Raw genomic sequence first — 23870 nt, forward strand, 5'->3', positions numbered from 1 at the left:
TATCGACATGGGCGGGCAGGATCCGGAACACCCCGATGAGGATGGCCGCAACAAGAACCACAAGAGCGGACAGAATGATGCGCATGACAATCTCCGTGCCAACAGCTTGCCGGGGTTTGCCACACAAAAAAAGAGGCCGCTGGCTCGCAGCGGCCTCTCCGATTGTCAGACGAGTTGAACTATTCGCTGTAGAGCTCGGAAATGGAGAGGCTCGCATTGGCGTTTTCGCCCTGGCGATACGAACCGATCCAGATGTCATATGTGCCGGACATGGCATTGTGGAAGGTCAGCGCCGGATTGAGGCCGGCATTGCCGCCATCGTCGTCACAGTGCCAGTTTCCGTTCGGATCATTGATCAGAAGCGTCGTGTCGGAACTCGAATTCGCTGAAATAATCAGCGGCAGGGAACCCGCCGAGAAGCTGAGCTCGAAGTCCGGCGGGCCCGCGACCCAACCGCGGCAGCCCGAACGAACATCCGACGCAGCAAACTGGCCACCGGACACCACGTTCACACGATAGGGGTCGGGCGCAAATCCGGAATTCAGGCTGACCGAACCATACAGGGCCGGCAGGCTGTAATCCGGGCCATAGACGGTCGGCTGGTCATAGTGCTCGGCCACTTCGCCGATTTCGGAAACCGACAGGGTCGAGCTGGCATATTCGCCGGACTGGTAGGAACCAACCCAGACGTCGTAACGGCCTGACAGCGGGTTGGAGAATGAAATCAGCGGGTTGAGACCTTCGCCACCATCATCGTCGCAATACCAGTTGCCGTTCGGGTCATTGATAACGAGCGTCGTATCACTGTTGGAATCGACACCAATTGTCAGGTCGAACAGATTGCCCGCGCTGTACGAAACCGAATAATCCGGCGCATTGGCAATCCAGCCACGACAGTTTCCACCGACATTCGAAGCCGAAATCGTTCCCCCGGACGTGATCTGTGCCGTGTGTGGATCCGGTGTGAAACCGGAGTTCAGCGACACGCTGCCAGCCGTCGCCGGCTGTGTGAAATCCTGAGCAAACGCACTACTTCCCAGCGCCAATACACTCGCCGAGATCGCAAGAACATATTTCATCTTGATCCCCTTTTCCCTGATGCGGGGTGCCTGGCACCGCGCATACCCTAAGATGGCAACATTAGGGGATAGAGGGCCTGAACCCCAGCTGAATGCTGAAATTAGTCCTGCGCCCCCTCGTCGCTCGCCCAACCAAGGGCAGCGGTGATGAGGTGGAAAATCGTGTTCTGCTCCATGGAACCCGTGAAATAATGCGAGCGCGGACCATTGGCGAAAAGCGCTACATCGGCACCGGAATGCGTCTCGGCCGGGCGCCTTACCGTCGCCTCCTGACGATAGCTGGTATCCTGAACCTCTTCCTCGGTCAGCGCCTCGTCATCTTCCGAACGCGTGTTGGGACCATTGGCATAACCGATCGTCGTATAGGGACGACCGGTGGCGTCGAACGTCAGGCTTGGCTCACCACCACGCTCTTCCATATTGGCAGAGCGCACGAGACCCAGGATCGGATTACCGCGTGCAGGATAACCCGAAATCGTCATGGTGTGACCGTGGTCGGCTGTGACCAGGATCAGCGTTTCATCCAGATCGACAAGCTCTACCGCGGCGGCGATCGCATCCGCAAAAGCCTGCATGTCCGTAAAGGCGCGATAGGCATTGGTCGCGTGGTGAGCGTGATCGACACGACCCGCCTCCACGAGCAGGACATAACCATCCTCGTCATTTTCCAGACGGCGCACGGCGAAGGACGTCAGCTCGGCGAGGGAAGGCTCCTCCTCGCTGACGCGGTCCGCCTCGAACGCCAGGTGGCTGCCGGTGAAAAGACCGAGCACCGGAGCCTCATCCTCGGCTGCAAGGCTCCTGAATTCCTGTGCGGTGGTTGCGGTGGCACCGCCACGATCCGCCCACTCCTGCATCAGGTTGCGGCCGTCGCCGCGACGTCCGCCTCCCCCCTCGGGCAGGAAGGCCTGGCGCCCACCACCCAGCACCACATCCAGCCCGTCGCCATGGTCGAATGAGAGAAGCTGAGCCGCGATATCCTCACAACCGGCCTCCACGGCTTCGTCCGGAAGCACCGTATCCAGTTCCCACGTGCGGGAAGATGAATGAGCATAGGTCGCTGCCGGCGTCGCATGGGTAATGCGTGCGGTGGAGATAATGCCGGTCGCCATGCCACGATCCTCGGCGAGCTCGACCAGGGTTGCGGGCGGCGTGGAGGAGCCGTCGCAGACGTCCAGGAACTGGTCACCACGCACACTCAGCGCGCCATTGCGTGTTTTGACCCCGGTAACCATGGCCGAGGCCGTGTTTGCCGAATCCGGTACCTGGGCATCGGTAGAATAGGTCCGCACCAGTGCCGCGTCCGGAAAGCTCTCGAAGCTCAGCAAATGTTCCACATCATCCTGACCCAGCCCATTCTGCTGGCCATCGAAGATCCGTGCTGCCGTGATTGTCGGAATACTCATCCCGTCGGCGACAAAAAGGATGACATTGCGTGCCTCTTGCGGGCGCAGGCGCCGCTCGATACGCGCGCGTGCCTCGGCCTGTGCCCGGACCCAGGTCTCATCCCGAGTGGTTTCGCCAGACTGGGCATGACCTGCGGAACAGATCGTCGAGACGGCCGCCAGAACGGACACGGCGGTGCTGATTGAAACGCGCACTGAACATCCTCCAATATTCTTCGTCGGCTCGCCTAGCGGAGCTGGAGCCGGAAATCCAGTGAACTATCAGAGACGACCTAGTCGCTCTGCAGCAAGATGGTTGCTTCAACCAGGTTGCCCCGACCCAGATAGGTCAGACTGGAAAAGGAAAGGTCGCGGGCCATGGCGATACCGCGACCGCGATAGCCTTCGGTTGGAACATCGCTGTCGACATAATTGTCGTATTCGAAGCCCTCGCCATCATCCTGGATGGTGATCGAGATCATGCGCTCACCGCGCTGGAAGTTCACCAGGACGACACGCCCCGCATATTCCGCGCTGTTGAGGCGACGCTCTACCTCGTCACGCCACTTGCCGTCGATCAGCAGCTCCTGCTTCTCCTGGGCTGTGATTTCCAGGTTGCCGTGCTCGACGGCATTGATCAGCAATTCCTGAAGGCCGATCGCAACCAGGTCCGAATTCGGACAGGCAAGGGCGAGCATCGTTGCCAGATTACGTGCCTCATCCAGCGAGGAGAGCACAAACTGACCATGATTGATGGTGCCGACCGCGGATTGGCGGCTGGCAACATCACGACGCAGGCTGGCGACTTGCGAGCGAAACTCCGATGCCGCCGAATAGACCGAACTGAGCACCTGGGCGTCGACATCCACCGGAAGGACAAAATCGGCTCGTCCTGGCGAGGCATCGACCGAAATCAAGATGGTTTGTACGATCGCGTCTGTCTGCGCGCGCGGCAACGAGAATATCCGCATGGGCGTCGTCAACAATGACGATACCGACGTTCGAGAAATCCGGCGCCTCGTCGTGGGCAATGGCGTGGCCCAGCTCGTCGCCAAGCACGTCCGGGATCAGGCGGGAAAGGCGCGGATCCTTGAATCGGACCCAGACCTTGCCGTCGCTGGCGCTGGCCGGGAGTTCAGCAATCACGCCTTCACCTCCAACCGCAATATGGTGAGGTCGTCCGGCATGCTCTCCGGGAAACATCCGAAAATGCTGCGCACCAGGGCATCGGCGAAACCGGCCTTGTTGCGGTTAGCAAGCCCTGAACGAATGTGCTCAACCAGATCCGCGACCTCAAGCGACTGGGTCGGATCATCGAAGTCCTCATACAGTGCATCGCTGTAGAGGCAGAGCTGGTCACCCGGCTGCATCTGCAGGCGGTGATTGCTGTACTCCGAGCTGGGCAGGCAGCCCATGATCACACCGCTACCGTCGAGCTGGATTGCCTCGGCACCGCGTATCAAGACCGGTGTCGGCGCGCCCGCGCCTGCATAGGTGAGCGTTCGGTCACGGCGGTCATAGATGCCATAGAAACCCGTCGAGAAATGCTGGACCGGAAGCATGCGGTACAGATCGGCAGAGACCTGTGCCAGCCATCTCGCCGGGTCACTGCGCAACTCTTTGTGGGAATTGACCAGCATGTGCAGGCGAAACGCGTTGATCGCTGCGGACACACCGTGCCCGGACAGGTCGAACATCAACAGGCCGAAACGGTCTTCATCGACTTCGAAGGCTTCCCACAGGTCACCGCCAAGCTTGTGCGAAGCGCGATAGAAGGCCTCGACCTCCGCGCCCTTGGGTTGAGCCAGTCCCTCCAGCTCTTCCGGTGATTTGAGCAGCGACATCTGCATGGCTTCCGCCGTGTGCAGCTCCTCCTCCATCCGGTTTTGATAGCGCTGCAGGCGGTCGATCATACGGCGACGCTCGATATGCAGACGCAGGCGCGAGACAAGTTCAGCTGCATTGATCGGCTTGGAAACGAGATCGCTGGCACCTTCGTCAAAGGCCCGGACCCGTTGATTGCCTTCCTGCACGCCGGACTGAATCAGGATCGGCACATCGCTTTTAAGCGTATTGCGAATCTCGTGACAGACCTCGAACCCGTCCATGCGCGGCATGACAATGTCGAGCACGACAACATCCGGCTCGTTCTTTCTGAACCTTTCGAGCGCATCCAGACCATCGACCGCGTAGTCAAGATTAGAGAAACCCGCAGCCTTGAGCACGCTTCCGATGAGCATGCGAGATGATCTCAAATCATCAACAATCAGGACACGAGCATCGTTCGCCTCAATCGTCGCAGACGCAATCTCGGTGTCGACCGGCTTCGGTTTCGCACTCATAGCAGACCCTTATCAGGTGATGGGGATAATCTGATCGACCTTGGACAACTCGATCACCTTCGCCACGTGACCATTGACTCCGGTCAGAGACATTTTCTTGGATTCTTTCATGGCTCTGTCATTGGCCAGAAGGAGCATGCCGATGCCCGCGGAGTCGATCATCTTGGTCTGGCCGAGATCGAGTGTGACCTGGGTCTCATCACCCGAAGCGATCAGCTTGACGATGGACTTGAAACGCTCGTGATCATCAAAAGTCAGAACGCCGGAAATACGCACGTGCAGCCTTTCTCCGGAGTGGTCAGCGGTGTATTCCATTCTTCTCCCCTAGAATAGTTCAATATCAAGATCGCCACCGCCGGACGGCGAGGAGGAAGGCCTTGCTTCCTCTACTCCGAAGCGTTGACCGAATTCACGGCGCACATCCGATAGCGTTATGGAATCGAGGATGTTCTTCTTGAGCGTATCACATCCGCTCTCATCGGAAACGAGATCAGGATGGTCGTCGAGGAAATGGGCAACGGCATCGAGGGCCTTCACGATCGCGTCGGTGCGCTGTTTCATACGATCCTGGAACTGCATGGCCATGACGACTTCACGGATCTCATCGGAAATGCGCCGCGCGGTATCCGTCGAATGCCCGAGCACGCCGTGGATCTCGTCATTACGCGCCACCAGCGCGTTGAGCAGGATCTCCAGGTGCTCCTTGGCATCGATCTGCTGGGTCAGGTCCATCGCGCCGATTTCGCTGAGCTCTTCATACTCTGTACGGATCGAGGAGATGACCTCCTTGATCGATCGCGTGACGATGGCCGTACTACCCCGCATCTTTTCCGAAAGCGCATCAATACGCCTGGACAATGTGTGCATTTCCGTCGAAACGACCTGGAAACCGGCCCCGGCGTCACCAGCCCGGCCCGCTTCGATCTGGGCGTTCAGCGAGAGCAGGCGGGTCTGGCGATTGATGGCCTCGATCTCGGTGATACAGCTCTGTAGTTCGTCGATTTCCTCAAGGATTGCGTCGAGGGAATAGATCAGCGACACGCCCTGTTTGGACAGGACGAGAATACGCTCGGTGACCTCTTCCAGCGATTCCTCGAGAATGCGCGGCAGAGCGACAAGATCCACCTCACCGCCATCGTACTCGACCGACGATATCTGCTCGACCAGCTCCGAGAGACGGTCAGTTTGCTCGTTGGACGCATCGGTCAGGCTGGTGAAAAGCGCACTCAGGCGATGGGCCTGGGCTTGCACGTCGGTGGTTGTTTCATTCAATACAAGATTGGCAGACTCAATCGTGCCCAGCAGAAGACGCGCGACCGGGGTTTTGGGCTCCCGGGCATCCTCTGGGCCTGAATCAAAGTTTACAACCTGTCCCATAACGTGAACTCGTCCTGCTGGGTGCGCCCAAATCGCACCAGGTTAAATACGCAATACGTCGCCACCCTCGGATACGATCCGCAGTATGGCTGATGGAATCTTATCTTCCGGTAACTGCCGCTCGACTGCACCCACATCGAAGGCCGCTTTCGGCATGCCGTAGACGAGGCTCGACGCCTCGTCCTGGCCCAGCGTGTGACATCCCGCGTCGCGCATCGTCTTGAGCCCGTTCGCACCGTCCTTGCCCATGCCGGTCAGGATGACCCCGATCGCCTGCGCCCCACAGGCCCGGGCAACGGAATTGAAAAGCACATCCACAGACGGTTTGTGACCACTGACCGGCGCCTCATCAGTCAGCTGGCAAACATAGTCAGCGCCGGAGCGACGCACTTCCAGATGCCGGTCGCCCGGTGCGATCCACACCGAACCCGGGCGAATGCGCCGTCCCTGGTCCGCTTCCGCCACATTGACGGCGCAGGACTTGTTGATGCGCTCGGCGAATTGCTTGGTAAAGGCGGCGGGCATGTGCTGGGCGATAACAATGCCCGGCGCGTTCGGCGGCATGGCGCGCAGGATCCGGCCGAGCGTTTCCACCCCCCCGTCGAGGCTCCCATGGCGACAATTGCCTCGGTCGTGTCGAACTGGACCGGAGCGGCAGCCTTCACCTCAACCTTACGGGTGTGCGCGCGAACCCTGGAGACGGCCGCTGCGCGCACCTTGTCGATCAGCTCGTCCGCCAGCAGCGGCATGTTCTTTTCCAGGTCAATTGTCGGCTTGCCGATGAAATCGATCGCACCCAGCTCCAGCGCCTTGAGCGTGATATCGGCGCCCTTCTGGGTCAGCGAGGAGACCATAACCACGGGCGTGGGCCGCAAGGTCATGATCTTGTTGAGGAAGGAAATGCCATCCATTTTCGGCATCTCGACATCCAGCGTGATGACGTCCGGATTGAGCTCCTTGATCATCTCGCGCGCGGCGAACGGGTTCGACGCTGCACCAACCACCTCGATGTGAGGCGAGCGTTGGAGCATTGACGGGATAAGCATCCGCATCAGAGCACTGTCGTCGACCACCAATGTCCGTATCTTGCGCGCCATCAAATCCCCTAGAACAGCTCGATATCGGTTTGCTTCTTGCGAAGCGGCGGAGCTTTGTGCATCGAGGATTCCACCTCAGTGACCTCGCCCAGGGCAGAGGAGTTGAGGAATTTCCGCCAGACCTTGCCACTTTCCGGGTCGAACATGATGCGGCGACCGCGGTCCCCGCCGAGATCCCAGGCGATCACGTTCAGACCTTCGGCCTCGGCATATCTGCGTGCGAAATCAGCGTTTTGGTCGCCTACGCCGCGCATTCGCTGAATGACATTTCCGCCGCCGAAGAACTTCACCTGGAGACGACGCTTGTCAGCACCAGCCTTGAGCAAAGTGTTGACCAGGCTTTCCATGGCGTGGTTGCCGTAGCGCATGGCCAGGCTGGCCCCGCCCCACACACCGGCATCATCATGCGGCAACATGAAATGGTTCATCCCGCCCAGTCCCATGACCGGATCCCAGATGCAGGCCGAGACACAGGAGCCCAGGACCGTTGAAATCAGCTCGCTGCCATCAGCACCTTCGGTCACGTGGTACCCGCCCGGCAGGACCTTTACGACCCATTTGTCGGCAGACTTGTCGTGATAGCGCGTGGAGCCAGGGACATCGCTCTTGCGGGCAGCGCTGCTTCTAGACATCGTGAGCGCCTCCGCGGAAGGCGTAGATCGTTCGGCCGACCGGCGTCATGTCGACCTTGCCCCCAGAAGACTCTCGGAATGGCCAAGGAACAAACAGGCATCGGGCTTGAGCATGCTCACGAAACGCTCGATCAGGCGCTGTTTGGCCGGGCCATCAAAATAGATGGTGACGTTGCGACAGAAAATCGCGTCAAACTTGTTCTTGATCGGCCAGGAGGCGTGCAGGTTCAACCGATTGAAAACCAGCCGCGACTTCAGGGCCTGGGACATCACGAACCTGTCCACACCTTCGCGGCGATCGCGTTCGCAATAGGACCGATACCCCTTGGGAATGCCGCTGATGGCCGAGGAGGGATAGCTGCCCTCACGACAATGCTGGAGCACATTTGTGTCGATATCGGTGGCGAGGATCTTCCACTTCCAGCCCGGATCGCCCTTCAGCGCGGCGTCCAGGGTCATGGCCAGTGTATAGGGCTCTTCGCCGGTCGAGCTGCCTGCTGACCAGACCTTCAGGGTCTTGTCGCCGGTTTTGGCGGCCCGTTTCTTCCAGTGTGGAACCAGAACATCCTTGATGTAGTCGAAATGATGCGGTTCGCGGAAGAAGTTGGTGTGATTGGTGGTCAGCGCATTGATCAGGTGATTGCGCTCACTATCCCCGTCGGGCCCGCCCAGGCGGGCCAGGTAGGCCGTGAAATCGGCCAGCCCCAGCTGACGCAGCCGACGGGCGAGACGCGAGTAGACAAGCTCCTTCTTGTGATCACCGATCACAATGCCCGCATGGTCATAAATTGCATTTGCGATAATCCGAAAATCGGCATCTCGCATGGCAAATTCACGTTCACCGGCGGATCGTCTGGAGGCTGTTGGTGCCATTCTTGTCTACTCGCTCAGGACCGCCTTCGCCTAGAATTCAGACCAGTCGTCCTCGTCGTCCACGACACTCTCGGCAAGCGCTGCCTGCAGGCCACGCGCTCCCGCGCCACCCCCTGCGACCACTTGCGGACGGGCGACCGGAGCCGCATGAGCTTCGTATCCGCCCGTATTCTGGCCGGCATTGAAGAAGCTCATGCGCTGGCGCATGCGGCTTGCCTGGTCATTCATCGTCTTGGCTGCAGCAGCATTCTCTTCCACCAGGGCAGAGTTCTGCTGGGTCATCTCGTCCATCTGCGTGACAGCCGTGTTGATTTCGTCAGCACCGGTGGCCTGCTCACGGGATGCGGCAGAGATCTCGGCGACGATATCCGCCACCTTCTTGATGCTGTCGACAATCTCGGTGAGCGCTTCGCCGGTCTCGTTGACCAGCTCGACACCACCCTGGACCTGTTCGGTCGAGTCGACGATGAGATCCTTGATGTCCTTGGCAGCTTGCGCGGAGCGCTGGGCGAGGGAGCGGACTTCCGACGCCACGACCGCGAAACCACGTCCGGCATCGCCAGCCCGGGCCGCCTCGACCGCTGCGTTCAGGGCCAGGAGGTTGGTCTGGAAGGCAATCTCGTCGATGACACCGATAATGTCGGAGATACGGCGCGAGGAGTCCTCGATCTTGCCCATCGCATCAACAGCGTTGGAGACGACATTGCCACCCTTCTCGGCACTGTCACGCGCGGTGATGGCAAGCTGGCTGGCCTGTGTGGAGTTATCGGCATTCTGCTTGATGGTTGAAGCCATTTCTTCCATCGAGGCAGCGGTCTCTTCCAGATTGGCTGCCTGCTGTTCAGTGCGTTGGGACAGATCGGAAGCACCCGTGGAGATCTGCTCGGCGCCGGAGGAGACTTCCTCGGATGCCATGGAAATCGCCTTGACGGTTTCCTGCAGGGTTGACGCCATGGAATTGGCATTTTCCTTCAGCTCGCCATAGACGCCCTGATAATCCTGGTTGATCCGCTGGGTCAGATCGCCCTGTGAAAGCGACCCCAGCATGGTACCGAATGACTGGAGTACCCCGTCCACTGTCGAGGACAAGCTGTTGACGCCTTCGGACAGGGCGCGCAGGAAGCCCTCCTTGCCCTCCAGCGGCAATGTCTTGGTGAAATCGCCCGCCGAAACAGCAGACACCACTTCAGCGATCTCGGCTTCGACAGCTTTCTCGGCAGTCTCATCTCTCCATTCAACAACGGTTCCCGCGCGCTGTCCGTCGTCATCCATGACCGGGCTTGCGATCAGGTGGAAGCTGCGGCCACCGACCTTGATATCCGTCTCATAAGCGCTGGTAAGGCGCGCCAGCATTCCACGCTGGTGAGCCGGGTTCTTGTGGAAGACATCGATATTCTGACCAAGCAGGTTATTGCTGTCGAAATTCGGCAGATCCTTGCGCAAGTCACTCTCGGCGGCCTTCATCATCTCGCGCTGGGACTCATTCATATAGACGATGTTGAGGTCAGCATCGGCGACCATGACGTTCGTCGTTGTCGTGTCCAGAGCGGCCTTGATGCGGGCATTCTCAGCGGCTTCCTCGGCAGCCGCTTTTTCCGCAGCAACACGCTCGGTGCGGTCATCCCACTCGACAACGATCCCCTGACGATTCCCGTCCGCATCCATCACCGGCGTAGCGATCAGACCAAAAATTCGGCCGGCCACTGTGATTTCAGTGTGATGAGGCGCCGTTAGACGCTCGAGCATCTGGCGCTGGTGGGCGGGGTTCTTGTGGAAGACATCGATATTCTTGCCGACCAGCTCGTCTGCATTGAAATTGCGAAGCTCGGTCCGAAGCGCATCCTCATTGGACTTCATCATCTCATGCTGGGAGTGGTTCATGTAGACGATGTTGAAATCGGCATCGGCGACCATGACATTGGTCGTCGTGCTGTCGAGGGCGGAGCGAATTCGAACAGCCTCCTGCATGCGCTCTGACGCCGTCAGATCCGTCGCGTATTTCACGACCTTGTATGGCTTGCCATCGGCGTTGAAGATCGGGTTGTAGGACGCCTGGATGACAATGCGCTTGCCGCCACGGCCAACACGTTCGTATTCACCGCTGTCAAACTCGCCACGGCCGAGCTTGGCCCAGAATTCCTTGTATTCGTGGCTCCCGGCGTATTCAGAGTCCACAAACATGGAATGGTGACGCCCGCGGATTTCCTCAACGGAATAACCAACAGTCGAGCAGAAGTTTTCATTGGCCGTGATAATCGTGCCATCGAGATTGAACTCGATCACCGCCTGCGACTTGCCGATCGCCTCGATCTGGCTGGTCATATCCGCATTGCGCAGTTTCTGTTCGGTGATGTCGGTCGCGAACTTCACGACCTTGTACGGACGCCCCGTCTCATCGAAGACCGGATTGTAGGAGGCCTGGATCCAGATCTCGCGACCACCCTTGGCGAAGCGCTTGAACTCACCGGCTTCGAACTCGCCACGACGCAGCTTGTCCCAGAGGGACCTGTATTCCGGACTGGCGGCGTACTCGGGCTCGGCGAACATGGAATGATGCCTGCCCTGGATCTCTCCCAGCGCGTAACCCATGGCACCGCAGAAGGCGTCATTGGCGGTGATGATCGTGCCGTCGAGCTCGAACTCGATAACGGCCTGGACGCGGTCGAGCGCGTCGAGCTTGGCCGTGAGTTCGGTGTTGGACGTGCCACCGGCACCTGTTGAGGCATCTCCACGGAAATAGTTGTGGGCGCCGAAAATGGCGGCCAGTGGCAGACCGGCCAGCAGCGCGGTGATCGGGCCTGCACCTGCGGCGGTCCACGCGACCGCGCCGAAGGCTGCAGCGGCTCCGGCAAAGATGGCGGCGGAGGTCAGCAGTTGAGTGCGGCGACCAGCGTCGCCGGAGGAACGGCTATTCGGATTGTTGTAAGCATAAGTCATGGCAGTGACTCCTCTGGTCGCTTTCACTGAACGGGGGTGTCTTCGGATTGGGATTGGTCAAGGATTTCGGAGCCCAGCAGGCGCTCGAGGTCCAGCATCGCGACCATCTGGTCTTCATCGGTCAGGAAACCGGAGAAGACACGCGCATCTTCCTTGGAGTTGGTTTCCGGAACCGGTTGTATCTTGTCGTCGGATACGTCGAGAATGTCTGAAACCGCATCGACCAACAGTCCCACCTGCCGGTCCATAACCGCCACGATCACGATGACGTGGCGTTGGGTGGTTTCGGTCAACCCCCCTCCCAGTCGGCACTGGAGATCAATGATCGGCAGTACCGCACCGCGTAGGTTAAGCACTCCGCGGACGTGCTCGGGCTGGTTCGGAAGGCTGGTAACCTCCGTCCATCCCTTGATTTCCCTGACAGACATGATGTCCACCGCGTATTGCTCAGAACCTGCGGCGAAACTCACATACTGTTTCTGGCCCGGCGCGGCTTCCCGACCGTTTGCTATGGCCTCGGCTGTTGCCAGCACGGCTTCCTCAGCTGTCATGCGCTTTGCCCTCCCGAGGCGACGCGATTGGTATCAGTGGGTGTGTTGCTCGGCTGGCCGCCATCAGTGCGCGGCACATCCATGGCCGCGAGACCGTCGATATCGAGGATCAGACGCACCCGGCCATCGCCCAGGATGGCGGTTCCGGCGACACCGGAAATGCTGCGGTAATTGGCTTCCAGGCTCTTGATGACGACCTGTTGCTGTCCCAGCAGCTCGTCAACGATAAGGCCGATCCGACGGCCAAATTCGGTTTCCACGATAACCGCCAGCTTGCGCAGCGGTTCCGGTTGGCCGGAACGGTCAATACTCATGGCCGCACAGACATCGATCAGGCGGATGGTTTCGCCGCGGATCGACATCACCGTGCCACCGTCAGGCAGCTGACGCACAGAACTCGGATCCGGCAGTACTGTCTCGACAATGGTGGAAAGCGGGACGACGAAACGCTCGCCGGCAACGGAAATCAGCATGCCGTCCAGAACAGCCAGGGTCAGCGGCAGTGCCAGGGTGAAGGTCGAACCCTTGCCCTCTTCCGACTCCACGGTCACACGACCGCCCAGCTTCTGGATATTGCGGCGCACGACATCCATGCCCACACCACGCCCGGAAACATCGGAGATCGCCGCAGCCGTGGAGAAACCCGGCATGAAGATCAATGCCTCGATCTCCTCCTTGGAAAGCTCGGCATCCTCGTCGATCAAACCGTTGTCGATCGCTTTCTGGCGTACTCGTTTGAGGCTCAGACCACGGCCGTCATCGGCAACACGGATCAGGATGCGGCCATTGCGGTGCTCGGCGGAAATCTTGACGATCCCCTGCTCATCCTTGCCTGTTTCAGCACGTTCCTCGCGTGTTTCGAGGCCATGATCCATGCAATTGCGGATCATGTGGGTAAGCGGATCGCTGAGCTCCTCGATAATCGTCTTGTCGACCTCGGTCGCTTCACCCTCGAGTTCCAGGCGAACATTCTTGTCCAGCTTCTTGGAGAGGTCGCGCACGACGCGCGGAAAACGGGAGAAAAGCGCCTTGAGTGGCTGCATCCGCACCGCCATCACACCTTCCTGGAGCTGGCGCGTCCGCATGGTCAGGTCTTCCAACGCCTGGAGCTGTTTGACGTGACGGATATCGACAAGCTCAGAGAGGCTGTCGAGGGCCATGGCCTGGGCGATGACCAGCTCGCCAACCATGTCGACCAAGCGGTCGATGCGCTCCAGCTCAACCCGAATGGACGTGCTCTGGGCGGCTGCAGCGATCGCCTTGGAATCTGTGGACGCCGCAGTGGCTGCCCCCGCCATCGGCTCGTCGGCAGCATCCGGCGCTTCCGGCAAATCAGCAGCAACCCGCTCGGAGGCGCATTCGATCTCGTTGATCTCGAGATCACAATCACCATCTACGAACTCGAAAACTTCCTCGACACTCTCGCGGGAGATGTCGTCACCGCGGATCTCGATGTCCCAGCTCAGATACCCTTCCAGCGGATCGAGCTTGACCAGGTCAGGCAAGGCCTCGGAGCTGGTCGAGATCGACATGACACCCAGACTCTTCAACGCATGCAGGAGGAGTTGCGGTTCGTTGGCCGTCTCGTACATCGCCCGATGCGGACGGAATTTGATCGTGAACCCGGCACCGGACGGAGCGGCTGCATTCACGTCGGCTCCAGCATTGGCGTTGGACTGAGGAGCGCCCGTCTTGTTGCGGAGAATCTCGAGGATCTCATCCTCGATACCGGCCTGCGCTTCCATGCCGGCGCGTGCGGCGGCGACGAGATCCTGGAGGATGTCACCAGCCTGGATGACGAGATCCGGGTCCCCTTCGACCAGCTGGAGCTTGCCCCCCCGGACCAGATCCATGAAGTTCTCGAATTCGTGGCAATAGGTCGCCAGCCGCTGGAATTTGAAAGCACCGGCGCCAGCCTTGATGGAGTGAACGGTCCGGAAAATGTCGTCGAGAACCTCGGCGTCATTCGGCCCGGCGACCAATGTCACGGCAACTTCCTCGAAGCGCTGCAGCAGCTCTTCACATTCCTCGAAGAAAGTTTGCTTGAATTGTTCGAGCTCGTTCACTCGTCTTCTCCAGTCTTCAGACTATCGGCAGACCCGGCGGACAACATTCACCAACTGGTCGGGGTCGAAAGGCTTGACGATCCAGCCCGTAGCGCCAGCGGCCTTGCCGGCTTCCTTCTTGGTCTGGTCCGCCTCGGTGGTGAGGATGAGGATCGGTGTGGCACGGAATTTGGGGTTCTCGCGGAGCTTGCCGACCAGGGTGATGCCGTCCATGCGGGGCATATTCACGTCCGAGATCACCAGGTCGTAATCGCCGGTCGTGGAAACCTCCATCGCCTCGACACCATCTTCGGCCTCGACAACTTCGAACCCTTCTCGTTTCAACGTGAAAGCGACCATGTCGCGCATGGTCTTGGAATCATCGACGGCTAGTACACGTTTACTCATTGCTTCCCCTCCAGGTGGCTAGTTCATTCTCGAGGCCCATCAGCTCCATGGCTTCGCGAATGGCGGCACTCGGGTCGTTCAGCGTGAAAGCGCGTTTGCGCGCGGCCTGATCCCGCGCAGCGCTCATAAGGATTTGAATGGCAGGTGTGTCGATCAGGCCAACATCAGAGCCTTTGACAACAAGGTCGGCATCACTGCCGCGATATTCCAGAAGCTCGGTCAAAAGCGCCTCGGCCGCCGGAACGTCCAGGCGCGCGGGCAATTCAATCGTATTGGCGGGCACGTCGCTCATCAGGCTGCAGCCTCCAGATGATCAACGGCGGCGGCGAAGACAGCGCCCAGCTCGTCAGCCTGCGAAGCATCGCCGGCTTCGAGTGCCGCTGCGAGCGCGCCCAGCTGTTTCAGCCCGATATTGACCGCAGCGCCCTTGAGCGCGTGCGCTGTCTGGCGGGCAGCCTCGCTGTCCTGGTTGCCGTGGGCTTCGGAATAGGCACCATAGAGCGAACGAAGATCATCGATGAACTGCTGTTTCATCGCAGAGAACGCTTCCTTGCCAACGGCCGCAATCAGGGTGTTGATCACTTCCGGGTCCATTTCAGGAGCGTTGCGCCAGTCGGACATGGGGGCCTCTTAAGAATCGTGACAACTAGAAACACACGTTGTGCGTGTCATGAGCAGATCGCACACATCATGGTTAATTTAGTCGATTCTTCTAACCAAACCCTAATATGACCGGTCAAACACCCCTACCACCGAAATCGGCTATTATTCAAGAATTACAACAGCTTAGGCAGCATTTTGGCGTAATAGAAATATTCCGGAACCCGTTAACACCCATCATAAATGCTTGTTTTTTCTCGAAAAAGTTGTACTGGACAACCAATCGGCTCCGAGCCCGCATAAAGCTATTCGCTAATAATATATTACGACCCGGGTCTTGCCGCCCTCGACTCGCGCCCTAAGCGGCGGGCGGAGCTGTCGACCCACGAACTATAAGCTCGCAAGGAATAAGGCGAATTTCCACATCCGAGTCTTCGCCACCCCGTTCCAGAGCGCGGGTCAGAATGTCCACCGAAGCAGCAGACATTTCGGCGATTGGCTGGCGCACCGTGGTGAGCTGGGGCCACAGCGTAGTCGCGGTCTGCGTGTCGTCGAAACCGGTCACGGACAGCTGGCCGGGCACATCCAATCCGAGCTTGTTCGCCACCGCCACTACAGCAGCGGCCATGTCGTCATTGCTGGCGAAAACAGCACTTGGGCGATCATCCCCTCGCAGCATGTTCTCTGCCGCCACCAATCCGGATCTATAAGTATAGCGGCCCGGCTGGATCCATTCATCACGCAGGGCAATCCCGGCCTTCTCCAGCGCCGCCCGGAAACCGGCCTCGCGCTGGCGGCTGGAGCCGTGTTCCGTATCGCCCTGAATGAAACCGATCCGCGTATGCCCCAGTTCCAGCAGATATTGGGTCATGCGTTCGGCCGCCTCACGATCGTCCGTTATGACGCTGGGCTGGGCATCGCGGTCCTGTTCCGGAGCGATCCTCACATAGGGTACGCCCATCTCTTCCAGGGCATTGCGGACTGACGGAAAATCACACACCGGCGGCGGCAGGATCACGCCGTCGAAATTGGATGTACGCAGAACCATCTCCACGGCATTGGCCCAATGGGAATCGGTGGATCCGCTATCCTCGATCGCCAGATGGTACCCAGCCTGGCGGCAACGGTTCATCATCCCCACCAGCAGCTCGCTGACATAACCGGGATTGGGGTTGTTATAGAGAAGACCGAGAAAAAAGCTGCGCGCCTTGGCCAGGCTGCGGGCCGAAATATTTGGCCGGTAGTCCAGTTCCTTCATCGCCTCGAGCACGCGTTCGCGTGTCTCGTCCCGGACGCGGGATTCGCCGTTGAGGACCCGTGAGACAGTCATGGCCGAAACGCCTGCGCGCTCGGCCACATCCTTGATCGTTGCACCGCTTTGCTTGTTGGCCCTCGTTCGCAAACCCGTCACCTCGAATGCTATCGCTAACGCTGGATAGCACAGGCCTCGGCAAGTTTCGAGAAAACTGCAGCAAAGAAGTTGATCAAAGTCCGGTAAAGACCTGGAAAAGCTTCAGGATCGGGTTGTCGTAGCGCAGCTTGCCACGGGTCAGGGCCAGACAGATGCATTCACCGCCGTCATCGATGCGGATATCGTGCGCGGCCGCCTCATCAGCATATTCAACATCACCGGGGCAGAATTGCTGCTCGCCATCCCAGAAACTGCCCTTGAGCACCAGTGTCAGCTCGGATCCATTATGGCCGTGTTGCGGAATGGCGACACCAGGCTGCGCCTTGAGCAGCCACAGCTTCTCGCCATCCGGACCCGTCCACAACATCGCCTTGTTCAGGCCCGGACCGAGGAATTCCCAGCGGATCGTCTTGTGGATACGCTGTAGGAAGTCGCCGAGCGCCTGGGGCACATACGCCTCATGACGGGTAACGTCCCCAACCTCGAGCGGCGCCAGCGCGCCTTCGGCAGCCAGCAGATCATCAGCGGTGAACGGAAGCGGCTCGTTCTCCGGCGCCATCATCAGCAATGCCGCGCCAATCTTTTCCAGCTCTTCCACACGGCCACGCGCCTCATCCGACAGCTCCACATGAGCCGCCACCAGCACGTCCTCGCCTTCGCTTTTTAGTGTGCCGGCTGCGTAGTCCATGTACCACGCATCGTCCAGCATCTCTCCGCGCCGGGTCATTCCACTTCTCCAAGTGCTCCGCGAAGCCTTTGCATCGCGAGCCGTATTCTCGACTTTACAGTTCCAAGGGGTAACGACAGCCGCTCCGCGACGTCGCTGTGGGAGAGGCCCTCGGTGAAGGCCAGCTCCAGCACCATACGTTGTTCGTCCGGAAGCACTGACAAGGCCTCGCTGACAGTTTTCACATCCTGACTGCGCGACAACAGCTCGTCGGGCTGTTGTTCACCCACCGGCTGGAAGTGCGGATCATGCTCGTCCAGCTTCTTCGCACGCGCTTGTTTGCGGAAGTGATCAATGTGCAGATTGCGAGCGATGGTGAAAATCCAGGTTGAGGCCGCCGCCTTGCTTGGGTCGAATTTCTCCGCCCGGCGCCAAACGGCCAGCATCGCTTCCTGGGTGACATCATCAGCCAGCGCTGTCGATACATTACGCCGCCGCAGAAAGGCTTTCACCTTGGGCGCGAAATGATCAAAGATCGTCGTGAAGGCCTCACGGTCCCGACGATGCGCGATCCTCTGGATAAGCTGAGCCAATTCGGTATTCGTCAATCGAGCACTCGACGCAGCGACCGGGCCGGTCGCTCCCCCCTGCTGTCTATGGATCCCCAGGCCATGACCGCCTGCATCCTTGGTATCGAGTGCAACGTACATAAGGTTGGATACGCCTCCAAGACATGATCGGATCACAAGAAATTTCCGGTGATCCAGACTGGCCGCATCGACGTACACCCGTCATTAGGTACGGGGAACAGACATGGACACCAAGACAGGTCGCAAAATCGCGGTAATCGGCTCTGGCATATCCGGCCTATCCGCGGCCTGGCAGCTCTCCAGAAACCATGAGGTTGACCTGTTTGAAGGTGCCGACCGCTTGGGAGGGCACGCCCATACGCGCACCGTTGATATTGCCGGGCAGAGTGTTGAGGTCGACACCGGTTTCATCGTCTACAACCCGCGCAACTATCCCAATTTTACCGCCCTTCTGAAGCAACTGAACGTACAGTCGGCGGAAAGCGACATGTCCTTCGCCGCGTCACTCGGCAATGGACGTTTCGAATACTCCTCCAACCCCGGAGGCTTGTTCGCTCAGAAGCGCAATTTCCTGCGACCGCGCATGTGGCGCATGCTGTTCGACCTGGTGCGGCTATACCGCCAATCGAAACATTTCGATCTCACTTCGGACGCACGCACCATTGATGAATTCCTGCGCGAGGAAGGCTATTCGGACACGTTCCGTAATGATCACATCCTGCCGATGTGTGCAGCGATCTGGTCCTCGCCTTCGGAACAGATGAAGCATTATCCGGCCAGGACATTTTTCCGCTTCTTCATCAATCACGGTCTTTTGCAGCTGACCGATCGGCCCGCGTGGCGAACAATCCAGGACGGCAGCCAGAATTATGTCAGAGCCCTGCATGGGGATTTCGCGGGCCGGACACATCTCGGCAATGGAATCCGTTCGGTGGAGCGCACGCCTAACGGCGTTCTCGTTCACGACGCGTGCGGAAACAGCAAGCTGTTTGATGAGGTCGTTCTAGCCACTCACAGTGATCAGGCACTGAGCCTGCTGCAAAACCCATCACGTCGCGACGTTGATATCCTGGACCGCATCCGTTACCGGCCCAACACAGCGATCCTGCACACCGACACGCGTCTGATGCCGAGAAAACGCGCAGCCTGGGCGAGCTGGAACTATCTCGAGACCAGTCATGGTCCGTCTGCACGTACCGAGATCAGCCTAACCTACTGGATGAATGCGCTGCAGCCGCTGAAAACCGACACACCCGTACTGGTGACTCTGAACCCCCAGCAGGACATCCGCTCGGACAAGGTCCTGGCGATTGATGAATACGACCACCCGCTCTTCGACAGTGCCGCCATCACGGCTCAGCAGGACCTGCCAGATATCCAGGGCGAGGGCGGTGTCTGGTATGCAGGCGCCTGGATGGGATCCGGTTTCCATGAAGACGGGCTGCAGGCCGGCCTCGCGGTCGCCGAAGCAATAGGCGCGCCTGTGCGCCCCTGGGGCCTTGAGGGCGCGACCAACCGGATTCACTGGGCCGACCATCTGCATCACCGGGCACGTACTCAACACGCCATGGCCGCCGAATGATACCCCTGCCCGCATCCCTGTGTGACTGCGTCGTCGGCCACACCCGGCACGGACCGAAAGCACATTCGCTGCGGTATTCCATACTCAGTGTCCTTGTCGACATCGAGGCCGAGACCGCGCGCGGACGCCGCGGCTGGTTGTGGGCAGTAGACCGACCGGCTCTGATCAGCCTGTGGTCACACGACTATGGGAGCGGTCGCGTTAAGCTGCGCGATTGGGTGGAACAACAGCTGTCAGCTGCCGGTATGGTGCAACCAATCGGCCGGATTGAACTTCTCACCGTACCGCGCATTTTCGGCCTCAAATTCAACCCACTCTCGGTTTTCTTCGCCTTTGACACCCGCGAGCGCTTTGTCGGCGTCATTTTCGAGGTTTCCAACTTCCACAGCGGCCGCCAGGCCTATGCCTTCGCCGTAGATCCGAACGCCGGGCCCGACTATCGGTTCAAGTGCGCCAAGGATTTCTTCGTCAGCCCTTTCAACCCTGCGAACAGGGGCGAGTACCACTTCCGGCTTCGCCGCGATGCGACCAGCCTGCGCCTTTGCATTCAGCTCGAGCGCGAAGGCGAAAAAATCCTGTCCGCCGTGCAAACCGCCCGCCTGACCCCGTTTAGCCAGTCTGCTCTAAGGCAGGCCCTCATCTCCCACCCGTTCAACACGATCAAGATCGTGGGCGGCATCCTGATCGAGGCCGCACGCCTCGCAATCAAGGGCCTGCCCGTCTTCGCCCCGCGCCGGGGCACGGTCGACACCCGCCCCAGGAGCGTCTGATGGATCTGTCCCCTTCACGTATCACCGAGCTTTCTCCCGAACACACCGCCAGCTGGCTGGACCGGCAGGCTGCGGGCTGGATCAGCAAGACGCTGTCACGCGCCGGTGCACTCAACCTGCTCGTTGAACTGCCGTCCGGATATCGCTTCATGGCTGCGCGTCATTCCGCAACACCGCTGGTCGAGTGGCGTCTGAACAGCTGGAATGTGCTGGCACGGACGCTCTTCAGCGGCCCACTGGGATTTGCAGAAGGCTATGTAAATGGTGAGTGGGAATCAGATGATCTGGCCGCGCTCCTGACAAGCCTGGCCACGGGGCTGGACGAGATGAACGTCGCCAGTGCCAAAACCGGTCCCAGCCGACTGCTGGCGCGCCTCAAACACTTGCGGAACGCCAATTCCCGCTCTGGAAGCCGGCGCAACATCTCTTTCCACTATGACCTGGGCAACGCCTTCTACGAAAAATGGCTCGACAAGAGCATGACCTATTCCTCGGCCCTGTTCGACAGCCACGAAGAGAGCCTGGAGACCGCGCAGGAGCGCAAATACCGCCGCATCTGTGAACAGCTTCAGCTGAAACCGGGCCAGCACGTGCTGGAAATCGGCTGCGGCTGGGGCGGTTTTGCCGAGATCGCTGCCAGGGATTTCGGCTGCAGGGTCACCGGCGTGACCCTGTCACAGGAACAGCTCGATTTTGCCCGGGCACGGATGCAGCGCCTGGGCCTGGAGGACCAGGTCGAACTCCGCCTGCAGGATTATCGCGATATCCCCGAGCAATACGACGCCATCGCGTCCATCGAAATGTTCGAAGCCGTTGGCGCCGAACACTGGCAGACCTATTTTGCCAAGCTGAAATCCGTCCTGAAACCGGGTGGTCGCGCAGCTCTGCAGGTCATCACAATCCGCGAGCGCGACTTCGACAGCTATCTGAAATCTGTCGATTTTATCCAGAAATACGTATTCCCGGGCGGGATGCTGCCCACCAATCAGCATGTCGTTGAACTGGGCCGTCAGCACGGATTAGCATCGATCAACACCCATCTTTTTGGCAAGGACTACGCCGAGACGCTTCGACGCTGGTGTGAAGTTTACCAAAACGAGTGGGCATGCATCGAGCCGATGGGCTTCGACACACGTTTTGATCGCATCTGGCGTTTCTACCTAGCCTATTGCGAAGCAGGCTTCGAAACCGACCGCATCGACGTTGGACAATTCACTTTTGAAAACAAATAGTTAGTACGCGCATGTAATATTACCGCAGCAAAAGAGATCACTGCACCGCTTAACCATCGCGCTGACGGAGTCTTTACGAGTTTGTGACAGCCTGTGCTTTCGAGAAGTACCGGGAAGACTATGCGAAATCCGTTGGAAAAGCGTCTGGGGCTCTATATCAGCTCCGCTGCTCTGATTTCTTTGATCGCCTCAATCCTCACGATCTATTTCTTTGTCGGTGCATTGAATCGCAATGCGCTGGAAACGGATCAGAGACTACTTTCGGCAGGCGTTCGAGCGGCTTCCATCCAGAATGAAAACTGGGCCACCGACTACGGGTGGTGGGCCGACCTTCTCTATATCTTCCAAGCCGGAGATACGGGGATTCTCGCGGAGAGCATGGCCAGCCCGTTCGAGGATCACGGCTCCTTCGACTTCGTTGTCCTGACTCAGGAGAGCGAAGGGCAAACATACTCCTGGCATCGCGAGACGGGTTCAAAGGTTCGCAGCTCACTGCTGAGTGAGGAAACTCTTTCCCAGGTCCGCGCAGACCTGCTCGAGGCGCAGGCCAATGAACTCTGGCGCGCCACTCACATGGCCGAGCTGAATGGCCATATCTATCTGATGTCTGCGACCGCAATCGGTGAACACGAAGATCGCTCCATTCTGGACATCGCCACCGTACCGCTGATCATCATCGGCACGCGAATGGACAAGTATTTCTTCGATGAGCTTGGCGCGAACTACCTGCTAGAGAACATCGCTTTGACACCGTCGAGCCACCCCTCGGTCACGGGTTCGGTTCCGCTGGCGGACGCCCGGGGACACACAGTCGGCCACCTGGTGTGGAGCCCGTCCCTGCCGGGCATCGAGTCCTTGCGTTTTGCCCTCCTGCCGCTGATCGCCTATGTCGCGCTGTTTCTGGTCGCGTTCCAATTCCTGCGCCTGCACGTTCGCAAGCTCGGCCGTCGCGTCACCAATAATGAACGCCGGGCGCGCCTTGCGGCGCGCCGGGACAGCCTTTCCGGCCTCGCCAATCGCCAGGGCTTTACCGATTTCATCGAAAGTCCCACCGCCGAGGATGCTGCAGCAAGGGGCCAGGCCGCGATCATCTATATCGATCTCAACGGCTTCAAGGCGGTCAATGACAAGGCCGGTCACCATGCCGGTGATGCAGTCATCAGGGCCGTTGCCCAACGCTTCCGCTCGGTCATTCCAGCCGATGTTTTGCTGGCGCGGATCGGCGGGGACGAGTTTGCCTGCGTAATGATTGGTGAAGAGGCGACAAGCGCTGCTCTCAATATCGCCCGTCGCCTTTCTGGCAGTCTTGATCACCCTGTCGAACACGATGGCCGTCTCTACGATATCGGCGGGGCCATCGGCATTAGCTGGTCGACCGAACAAACGCCGAAGAGTTTTGACACCCTGATCGAGGAAGCAGACCTGGCCATGTATCGCGCCAAGGCCGAACAGCTTGACCAGCCGCTGACCTATGACAACAGCCTGGGCCTCGAACATAATCATCGCCGCAATATGGAAGCCGCGATCGAGGAAGGCCTCGCCAACAAGGAGTTCTATGTCGCCTACCAGCCGATCATGGACGCCAACACGGACGAGGTCGTATCCGTCGAAGCGCTGCTGCGCTGGGAAAATGAAGAGCGCGGTGCTGTACCGCCGGATGTCTTCATCCCGGTCGCCGAACGCTCCAAATTGATCCAGAAGCTGGGCGATTTTGTCATCAGCACGTTGTGTGAGGATTTCGACGAAACCACGTCGCACACCATCTCGATCAACCTGTCTCCCGCGCAGCTCAATGCCGCCAATATCTGCCATCACTATGTCGACAAGCTGATGGATGCAGGCCTCAAGCCGAACCAGATCGAGATCGAACTGACAGAGGCCGTTCTGGTCGAGGATTTCGAGCGCGCGCGCGAGCGGCTGGTCTCCTTCTCCGAAGCCGGCTTCAAATTGAATCTGGACGATTTCGGAACCGGTTTCGCCGGCATGGGATATCTGCACCAGATCCCGTTCGACAAGATCAAGATCGACAAGAGTTTCGTCCGCTCGATCGGCAAGGGCGATGGCTCCAACAAAATGCTCCAGGCCATGTCCCTGCTTGGCGATGCGCTGAAAAAGGACCTCGTCGCCGAGGGAGTTGAAACCGAAAGCCAGGCCGCCATGCTCAAGCTTCTCGGCTTCCGCTTCATGCAAGGCTGGAACTTCGGTCGCCCAATGACAATCAGCGCCCTGCGTCAGCATCTGGAAAACCACCGCCGCGCAGCCTGATCCGGTCAGGCGCGGTAAATTGAAGCT

22 protein-coding genes and 1 pseudogene are annotated in these 23870 nt (G+C 59.2%); 4 read left to right on the forward strand and 19 right to left on the reverse strand.

Annotated elements, in window-relative coordinates; translation table 11 throughout:
- Positions 1 to 179: 179 nt before the first annotated feature.
- The 19 genes and pseudogenes from SIC17_RS07005 to SIC17_RS07095 form a co-directional block, all read right to left on the reverse strand.
- Positions 180 to 1079: a hypothetical protein gene (locus SIC17_RS07005; protein WP_291890712.1), complete on the reverse strand. Its 900-nt coding sequence runs from the start codon at positions 1077 to 1079 to the stop codon at positions 180 to 182.
- Positions 1080 to 1180: 101 nt separating this feature from the next.
- Positions 1181 to 2680, reverse strand: a complete 1500-nt coding sequence (locus tag SIC17_RS07010) for an alkaline phosphatase (protein WP_291890713.1) — start codon at positions 2678 to 2680, stop codon at positions 1181 to 1183.
- A 77-nt stretch (positions 2681 to 2757) separates the two neighbouring features.
- A complete protein-coding gene (locus SIC17_RS07015) occupies positions 2758 to 3333 on the reverse strand; it encodes an ATP-binding protein (protein WP_412546806.1) in 576 nt (191 codons plus the stop codon).
- The gene (locus tag SIC17_RS07020) at positions 3251 to 3610 is read right to left on the reverse strand and encodes a hypothetical protein (protein WP_412546807.1); all 360 of its coding nucleotides are present in this window, start codon (positions 3608 to 3610) and stop codon (positions 3251 to 3253) included. Before SIC17_RS07020 ends, SIC17_RS07015 begins: the two co-directional genes overlap by 83 nt.
- A complete protein-coding gene (locus tag SIC17_RS07025) occupies positions 3607 to 4806 on the reverse strand; it encodes a PP2C family protein-serine/threonine phosphatase (protein ID WP_291890715.1) in 1200 nt (399 codons plus the stop codon). Before SIC17_RS07025 ends, SIC17_RS07020 begins: the two co-directional genes overlap by 4 nt.
- A gap of 12 nt (positions 4807 to 4818) precedes the next feature.
- A complete protein-coding gene (locus SIC17_RS07030; RefSeq protein WP_291890716.1) occupies positions 4819 to 5121 on the reverse strand; it encodes an STAS domain-containing protein in 303 nt (100 codons plus the stop codon).
- A gap of 9 nt (positions 5122 to 5130) precedes the next feature.
- Positions 5131 to 6183: a methyl-accepting chemotaxis protein gene (locus tag SIC17_RS07035; protein ID WP_291890717.1), complete on the reverse strand. Its 1053-nt coding sequence runs from the start codon at positions 6181 to 6183 to the stop codon at positions 5131 to 5133.
- Between the two features lie 42 nt (positions 6184 to 6225).
- Positions 6226 to 7280: pseudogene (locus SIC17_RS07040) on the reverse strand (protein-glutamate methylesterase/protein-glutamine glutaminase).
- Positions 7281 to 7288: 8 nt separating this feature from the next.
- A complete protein-coding gene (locus SIC17_RS07045) occupies positions 7289 to 7912 on the reverse strand; it encodes a chemotaxis protein CheD (RefSeq protein ID WP_291890719.1) in 624 nt (207 codons plus the stop codon).
- A gap of 45 nt (positions 7913 to 7957) precedes the next feature.
- On the reverse strand, positions 7958 to 8785 hold the full coding sequence (locus SIC17_RS07050) for a CheR family methyltransferase (protein ID WP_412546808.1): 828 nt from the start codon (positions 8783 to 8785) through the stop codon (positions 7958 to 7960).
- A gap of 30 nt (positions 8786 to 8815) precedes the next feature.
- On the reverse strand, positions 8816 to 11722 hold the full coding sequence (locus SIC17_RS07055; RefSeq protein WP_291890721.1) for a methyl-accepting chemotaxis protein: 2907 nt from the start codon (positions 11720 to 11722) through the stop codon (positions 8816 to 8818).
- A gap of 23 nt (positions 11723 to 11745) precedes the next feature.
- A complete protein-coding gene (locus tag SIC17_RS07060; protein WP_291890722.1) occupies positions 11746 to 12273 on the reverse strand; it encodes a chemotaxis protein CheW in 528 nt (175 codons plus the stop codon).
- Positions 12270 to 14339 carry a chemotaxis protein CheA gene (locus tag SIC17_RS07065; RefSeq protein WP_291890723.1) on the reverse strand — a complete coding sequence of 690 codons (2070 nt, stop codon included), beginning with the start codon at positions 14337 to 14339 and terminating at the stop codon, positions 12270 to 12272. The genes SIC17_RS07060 and SIC17_RS07065 overlap by 4 nt, the downstream gene beginning before the upstream one ends.
- A gap of 21 nt (positions 14340 to 14360) precedes the next feature.
- Complete coding sequence (locus tag SIC17_RS07070) at positions 14361 to 14726, reverse strand: response regulator (RefSeq protein WP_291890724.1); 366 nt, start codon at positions 14724 to 14726, stop codon at positions 14361 to 14363.
- A complete protein-coding gene (locus SIC17_RS07075; RefSeq protein ID WP_291890725.1) occupies positions 14719 to 15018 on the reverse strand; it encodes an STAS domain-containing protein in 300 nt (99 codons plus the stop codon). The genes SIC17_RS07070 and SIC17_RS07075 overlap by 8 nt, the downstream gene beginning before the upstream one ends.
- Positions 15018 to 15347 carry an Hpt domain-containing protein gene (locus SIC17_RS07080; protein ID WP_291890726.1) on the reverse strand — a complete coding sequence of 110 codons (330 nt, stop codon included), beginning with the start codon at positions 15345 to 15347 and terminating at the stop codon, positions 15018 to 15020. The genes SIC17_RS07075 and SIC17_RS07080 overlap by 1 nt, the downstream gene beginning before the upstream one ends.
- A 337-nt stretch (positions 15348 to 15684) precedes the next feature.
- A complete protein-coding gene (locus SIC17_RS07085; protein ID WP_291890727.1) occupies positions 15685 to 16728 on the reverse strand; it encodes a LacI family DNA-binding transcriptional regulator in 1044 nt (347 codons plus the stop codon).
- An 82-nt stretch (positions 16729 to 16810) separates the two neighbouring features.
- Positions 16811 to 17464 (reverse strand): ChrR family anti-sigma-E factor, encoded by a 654-nt coding sequence (locus SIC17_RS07090; protein ID WP_412546809.1) that lies wholly within the window; start codon positions 17462 to 17464, stop codon positions 16811 to 16813.
- Positions 17461 to 18192, reverse strand: coding sequence for a sigma-70 family RNA polymerase sigma factor (locus SIC17_RS07095; RefSeq protein ID WP_291890729.1), 732 nt, complete (start codon positions 18190 to 18192; stop codon positions 17461 to 17463). Before SIC17_RS07095 ends, SIC17_RS07090 begins: the two co-directional genes overlap by 4 nt.
- Positions 18193 to 18217: 25 nt before the next feature.
- Between SIC17_RS07095 and SIC17_RS07100 the strand changes: the two genes are divergently transcribed.
- The 4 genes from SIC17_RS07100 (at position 18218) to SIC17_RS07115 (ending at position 23843) form a co-directional block, all read left to right on the forward strand.
- Complete coding sequence (locus SIC17_RS07100; RefSeq protein ID WP_412546810.1) at positions 18218 to 19576, forward strand: NAD(P)/FAD-dependent oxidoreductase; 1359 nt, start codon at positions 18218 to 18220, stop codon at positions 19574 to 19576.
- Positions 19573 to 20346 carry a DUF1365 domain-containing protein gene (locus SIC17_RS07105; RefSeq protein ID WP_412546811.1) on the forward strand — a complete coding sequence of 258 codons (774 nt, stop codon included), beginning with the start codon at positions 19573 to 19575 and terminating at the stop codon, positions 20344 to 20346. Before SIC17_RS07100 ends, SIC17_RS07105 begins: the two co-directional genes overlap by 4 nt.
- Positions 20346 to 21578: an SAM-dependent methyltransferase gene (locus SIC17_RS07110; RefSeq protein WP_291890732.1), complete on the forward strand. Its 1233-nt coding sequence runs from the start codon at positions 20346 to 20348 to the stop codon at positions 21576 to 21578. The genes SIC17_RS07105 and SIC17_RS07110 overlap by 1 nt, the downstream gene beginning before the upstream one ends.
- Before the next feature lie 120 nt (positions 21579 to 21698).
- Positions 21699 to 23843 carry a putative bifunctional diguanylate cyclase/phosphodiesterase gene (locus SIC17_RS07115; RefSeq protein ID WP_412546812.1) on the forward strand — a complete coding sequence of 715 codons (2145 nt, stop codon included), beginning with the start codon at positions 21699 to 21701 and terminating at the stop codon, positions 23841 to 23843.
- Positions 23844 to 23870: the final 27 nt, after the last annotated feature.

Origin of the sequence: Maricaulis sp. MIT060901 (assembly GCF_047123815.1) — a bacterium.
GTDB lineage: Bacteria > Pseudomonadota > Alphaproteobacteria > Caulobacterales > Maricaulaceae > Maricaulis.

What these genes read in the sequence shown, in the direction of transcription:
- SIC17_RS07005 (WP_291890712.1), bottom strand. Translation starts at nt 1,079, where the DNA reads ATGAAATATGTTCTTGCGATCTCGGCGAGTGTATTGGCGCTGGGAAGT.
- SIC17_RS07025 (WP_291890715.1), bottom strand. Translation starts at nt 4,806, where the DNA reads ATGAGTGCGAAACCGAAGCCGGTCGACACCGAGATTGCGTCTGCGACG.
- SIC17_RS07030 (WP_291890716.1), bottom strand. Translation starts at nt 5,121, where the DNA reads ATGGAATACACCGCTGACCACTCCGGAGAAAGGCTGCACGTGCGTATT.
- SIC17_RS07035 (WP_291890717.1), bottom strand. Translation starts at nt 6,183, where the DNA reads ATGGGACAGGTTGTAAACTTTGATTCAGGCCCAGAGGATGCCCGGGAG.
- SIC17_RS07045 (WP_291890719.1), bottom strand. Translation starts at nt 7,912, where the DNA reads ATGTCTAGAAGCAGCGCTGCCCGCAAGAGCGATGTCCCTGGCTCCACG.
- SIC17_RS07050 (WP_412546808.1), bottom strand. Translation starts at nt 8,785, where the DNA reads ATGGCACCAACAGCCTCCAGACGATCCGCCGGTGAACGTGAATTTGCC.
- SIC17_RS07055 (WP_291890721.1), bottom strand. Translation starts at nt 11,722, where the DNA reads ATGACTTATGCTTACAACAATCCGAATAGCCGTTCCTCCGGCGACGCT.
- SIC17_RS07060 (WP_291890722.1), bottom strand. Translation starts at nt 12,273, where the DNA reads ATGACAGCTGAGGAAGCCGTGCTGGCAACAGCCGAGGCCATAGCAAAC.
- SIC17_RS07070 (WP_291890724.1), bottom strand. Translation starts at nt 14,726, where the DNA reads ATGAGTAAACGTGTACTAGCCGTCGATGATTCCAAGACCATGCGCGAC.
- SIC17_RS07075 (WP_291890725.1), bottom strand. Translation starts at nt 15,018, where the DNA reads ATGAGCGACGTGCCCGCCAATACGATTGAATTGCCCGCGCGCCTGGAC.
- SIC17_RS07080 (WP_291890726.1), bottom strand. Translation starts at nt 15,347, where the DNA reads ATGTCCGACTGGCGCAACGCTCCTGAAATGGACCCGGAAGTGATCAAC.
- SIC17_RS07090 (WP_412546809.1), bottom strand. Translation starts at nt 17,464, where the DNA reads ATGACCCGGCGCGGAGAGATGCTGGACGATGCGTGGTACATGGACTAC.
- SIC17_RS07100 (WP_412546810.1), top strand. Translation starts at nt 18,218, where the DNA reads ATGGACACCAAGACAGGTCGCAAAATCGCGGTAATCGGCTCTGGCATA.
- SIC17_RS07105 (WP_412546811.1), top strand. Translation starts at nt 19,573, where the DNA reads ATGATACCCCTGCCCGCATCCCTGTGTGACTGCGTCGTCGGCCACACC.
- SIC17_RS07110 (WP_291890732.1), top strand. Translation starts at nt 20,346, where the DNA reads ATGGATCTGTCCCCTTCACGTATCACCGAGCTTTCTCCCGAACACACC.
- SIC17_RS07115 (WP_412546812.1), top strand. Translation starts at nt 21,699, where the DNA reads ATGCGAAATCCGTTGGAAAAGCGTCTGGGGCTCTATATCAGCTCCGCT.